General features: G+C 49.8%; 4 protein-coding genes. All 4 read right to left on the bottom strand.

What is annotated here, in order from left to right:
* Nucleotides 1-158 precede the first annotated feature (158 nt).
* The 4 genes from AC2UZJ_RS12435 to AC2UZJ_RS12450 all read right to left on the bottom strand — a co-directional run bounded on the left by AC2UZJ_RS12435 (nt 159) and on the right by AC2UZJ_RS12450 (nt 2,911).
* Nucleotides 159-791: a type B-3 chloramphenicol O-acetyltransferase CatB3 gene (locus tag AC2UZJ_RS12435; RefSeq protein ID WP_000186237.1), complete on the bottom strand. Its 633-nt coding sequence runs from the start codon at nt 789-791 to the stop codon at nt 159-161.
* A gap of 148 nt (nt 792-939) precedes the next feature.
* Nucleotides 940-1,413, bottom strand: coding sequence for a trimethoprim-resistant dihydrofolate reductase DfrA6 (dfrA6, locus tag AC2UZJ_RS12440; protein WP_259429034.1), 474 nt, complete (start codon nt 1,411-1,413; stop codon nt 940-942).
* A 46-nt stretch (nt 1,414-1,459) separates the two neighbouring features.
* Nucleotides 1,460-2,287 (bottom strand): OXA-2 family oxacillin-hydrolyzing class D beta-lactamase OXA-21, encoded by an 828-nt coding sequence (locus AC2UZJ_RS12445; RefSeq protein WP_014386432.1) that lies wholly within the window; start codon nt 2,285-2,287, stop codon nt 1,460-1,462.
* A gap of 69 nt (nt 2,288-2,356) precedes the next feature.
* Nucleotides 2,357-2,911, bottom strand: a complete 555-nt coding sequence (locus tag AC2UZJ_RS12450) for an aminoglycoside N-acetyltransferase AAC(6')-IIa (RefSeq protein WP_023622803.1) — start codon at nt 2,909-2,911, stop codon at nt 2,357-2,359.
* Nucleotides 2,912-3,041: the final 130 nt, after the last annotated feature.

The following is a 3,041-nucleotide window of genomic DNA, read 5'->3' on the forward strand; positions in this document are numbered from 1 at the left end:
GATGTCTAACTCCCAATTTGTGTAGGGCTTATTATGCACGCTTAAAAATAATAAAAGCAGACTTGACCTGATAGTTTGGCTGTGAGCAATTATGTGCTTAGTGCATCTAACGCCTGAAATAAGCCGTGCCGCGAAGCGGCATCGGCTTGATTGAATTGTTAGACGGCAAACTCGAGCCAATACTTGTGCAGGCCAACAATATTAGACGAGCACAGCATGGGCATTGCCGCTTTGATCTTCTCCAGTGACCAATTCCACCACTCCATCTCCAGAAGCAATGAAATTTCCTCATCGGTGAAGCGTTTCTTAATCTTCTTAGCGGGATTGCCGCCAACGATAGCGTAAGGCTCCACATCTTTTGTCACCAACGAGCGGCTGCCTATCACCGCACCGTGCCCGATCTTGATTCCGGGCATGACCATTGCCTCAGAGCCGATCCAAACGTCATTGCCAATGACAGTATTACCTGCTTTTTGGAAGGCATCGAGTGCGCTTGAGAATGCAGGTTCTTCCTGCATATAAAAGAACGGGAAAGATGATGCCCAGTCGTACCGATGCCCCTGATTGCCAGCCATGATAAAGGAAGCCCCACTCCCGATAGAGCAGAAACTACCGATGATCAACTTATCAACGTCATCACGGTCCGGAAACAGATACCGTGCGCAGTCATCGAATGAGTGCCCATGATAGTAGCCAGAGTAATAGCTGTACCGCCCAACTTTGATATTGGGGTTCTTCACTTGCTCAGAAAGCAGCTTGCCTTTGAAGGGGCTATCAAAGTAGTTGGTCATAAGAGATCCCGCGGTCTGTGACTTTGCCGTCTAACGCCCTGTTAAGGTGTGAGCAACGCAATACCGAAGCCTCCGCATACCACCTTAAACACTAAACGCAACGCATAGTAAAAATGCCACGCGTTGCGAATCACTCTTAAACAGATTGTTAGCCCTTTGCCCAAATTTGGTACGTGTAATCAATATTTGAACTGAAACTTTGCTCAAATGTTTGCTTGAAGCCCTGTGGAACTGGAGGAAAAAACACATCGCCAGAGATATGCTTGTGAATCACTGAAAGATGGATAACATCTGCTTGATCGATTAAAGCTTCATATATTTCACCACCACCAGAAACAAAGATATGTGCTGTCGCATTGTTTAGGTAAGCTAATGCCGATTCAACACTTGCGAAATACACAACATCAGGGTCATTCGAGATAATTTTAGAACGAGTAACCACTGCATATTTTCTATTCGGAAGTTTACCCATTGAGTCGAAGGTTTTACGACCAACTAGAAGCCATTGATTGTAAGTCATGGCTTTGAATAGGAGCTGCTCGCCTTGTACATGCCAAGGTATATCCAATCCAGAGCCAATTACTCCATTCTCGGAAACAGCTGCCATAAGAGATATTTTCATTTTTCCTCCTGAGGGCTAACGTAGAAGTAACCGGCGCTGCGCGGCTTTATCGCGCTGCGTCCGAGTTGACTGCCGGGTTGGGCGGCAACGCTTCGATAGAGCGAAGGATTGCCCGCACTATTGCCTCCCTTTTGAAAAGGTCATCCATCCTGTTTGGCGTATCAATATTCAGTGCGAAGAATACGGGGCCAGTCGGCCACTCAACCCATCCTACCCACCAACCCATGCGGCCTTCCCAGCCCGTCTTTGCGCGCAGTATCCAGTTGCGACCGGCTTCCACAATCATGAGGTCCTTGACCAAGCGCTGATGTTCTACCCGAAAGGGCAACTCGTTATGATAGAGCTTCCTGAGAAATGCAATCTGTTCTTGTGCCGCGATAGCAAGATTGCCATCTATCCAGTAATCGCCATTACTTGTCGAAGGATCGGCGTTGCCATAGTCGATTTGCTTCAAATAGCGTCGAGCCTTGTCTTCACCGATCTCTTTTGCAAATAGCTCATAAATCCAGACAGTAGAATTCCGCATTGCTGATCGCAAGTCTTGGTCTTGGTTGTGAGCTGCAAAGCTTCTTTTGATGCCGTCCCATCGGAAAACTTGAAACTCATCACGTGCAGCGCCTGCGTCAAGTGCAAAAAGTGTATGTGGAATCTTGAATGTCGAGGCCGGCGAGTAGCGTTTCTCTGACCGCACCTGATCAAAAACCAATATGACACGATCTGTTTGGCGTTCGTCTGCCACAACTATCGTGCCTTTGGCTTGAAATTCGCTGAAAAACTTCCGCCAGTCAGAACGTTCGCGCATGCCTTCTTGTGCATGCGCGAACGTGCCAAAAACAAAAGTGGAGAAAAGTATTGCGAAGATTCGGATTGCCATTAAGTTTTCCTTGACGCCCAACACCTGAATTAAGCCGCGCCGCGAAGCGGCGTCGGCTTGAATGAGTTGTTAGGCAACACCGCGCTTTCTCTCGAAGGCTTGTCGTGTTTGAACCATGTAAACCGCCGGCCCGTCAGGCGTGGTGATGATCTTCTCCCGCACGAATCCTGCCTTCTCATAGCAGCGTATGGCTCGATGGTTGTTCGGAGTCGGGTCGGTCTGAATCTTCGTCACGGTGGGGTCCGAGAACAGTAGTTCAACGAGAGCGCGGACAAGCCTTGTTCCTAGGCCTTTGTTCAACTGTGTCGGGTCAGCCAGAGACTGGTCTATTCCTCGCACTCCTGGATCAGTTTCATCTTCCCACCAGCCATCACCGCTTCCGAGCGCGACGTACGACTGAGCATAGCCGATCGGTTCCTCGCCCAGCATTGCGATGTACGGTGTTACGGACTCTTCCGCCATCGCTCTGGGCAGGTAGTGTTCCAGCACTTCATCAAGAGTCGGTCGCTCTTCGTCACCACCCCACCACTCAACGATGTGCGGCCGGTTGAGCCAATCATGGAGCATCGGCAGGTCGCGCTCGGTCATGAGGCGAAGAGTTATGGGGGGGGTGCTCGCGGACATGAAATGGTCGCTCTGTGCTGCCTAACTTTGTTTTAGGGCGACTGCCCTGCTGCGTAACATCGTTGCTGCTCCATAACATCAAACATCGACCCACGGCGTAACGCGCTTGCTGCTTGGATGCCCGAGGCAT

The sequence above is a fragment of the Paenalcaligenes sp. DL 309 genome (assembly GCF_057475285.1).

Coding starts and splice junctions, on each gene's coding strand:
- AC2UZJ_RS12435 (WP_000186237.1), bottom strand. CDS start 791: ATGACCAACTACTTTGATAGCCCCTTCAAAGGCAAGCTGCTTTCTGAG.
- dfrA6 (WP_259429034.1), bottom strand. CDS start 1,413: ATGAAAATATCTCTTATGGCAGCTGTTTCCGAGAATGGAGTAATTGGC.
- AC2UZJ_RS12445 (WP_014386432.1), bottom strand. CDS start 2,287: ATGGCAATCCGAATCTTCGCAATACTTTTCTCCACTTTTGTTTTTGGC.
- AC2UZJ_RS12450 (WP_023622803.1), bottom strand. CDS start 2,911: ATGTCCGCGAGCACCCCCCCCATAACTCTTCGCCTCATGACCGAGCGC.